Here is a 694-nt window from a genome sequence, read left to right as displayed (position 1 = left end):
CTCGGCGCAGATGCGGGCAGTGCTCGTGCATCTCGGCGTGGCGTTCGCATTCCTCGGCGCACACCTCGCAGGCGGCCTGGCAGGCTTCGAGGATGGAGCGCAGCAGGGTCGGGTTCGCCCCGGTCTGCCGGGTCAGCACCGCGCCGGTGGCGGCACAGATGTCGGCACAATCCAGGTCGGTGCGGATACAGGTGCGAAGCTCTGCACCATGTCCTCGGCCAGGCAGGCGTCGGCGCAGGCCGTGCAGACCTGGGCGCATTCAAAACAGGCGGCAATGCAGGCGGCCAACTTTTCGCGATCCACCCCGGCCAGGTCCTTCGGGTAGGTCTCGAGCATCGAGCTTACGTGCGTCATGATGTTCCCCTTTCCACAAGCGCGGTGCGCCGGTGGCTCCGGCTCACCTTGCTCATGACACTAGGGATAACCCCAGGAGCAGTACACCCGATTGAGCGTTTACCAAGGCGACGTGACGATCTCTCCCATGACCATGCTCCGACATCACATTCCATTCGGGGAATACAGCCAAGTCAGCGACTTCCGAGGCGTTGCAGAATGACGCCGCAGTGGCCTTAGACCTGGGAGGTGCCGAAGCTGCTTTCCAGGCGGCCCGCATCCGGGTAGGCGGCCTGGGTTCCCTTGGCGGTGGTAGCCAGCGCGGCGCTGCGCGAAGCGTAGGCCGCCGCGCTGTGCAGCG

At 65.6% G+C, this 694-nt stretch carries 1 pseudogene; it reads right to left on the bottom strand.

What is annotated here, in order from left to right:
• Positions 1 to 354, bottom strand: a pseudogene (locus JCM19049_RS16620) (four-helix bundle copper-binding protein); the annotation flags it as partial.
• Between the last annotated feature and the right edge of the window lie 340 nt (positions 355 to 694).

The sequence above is a fragment of the Arthrobacter sp. JCM 19049 genome, assembly GCF_001310435.1.
Note: the sequence above shows the minus strand (reverse complement) of the source record. Positions and strands in the feature narration are given on the sequence as shown.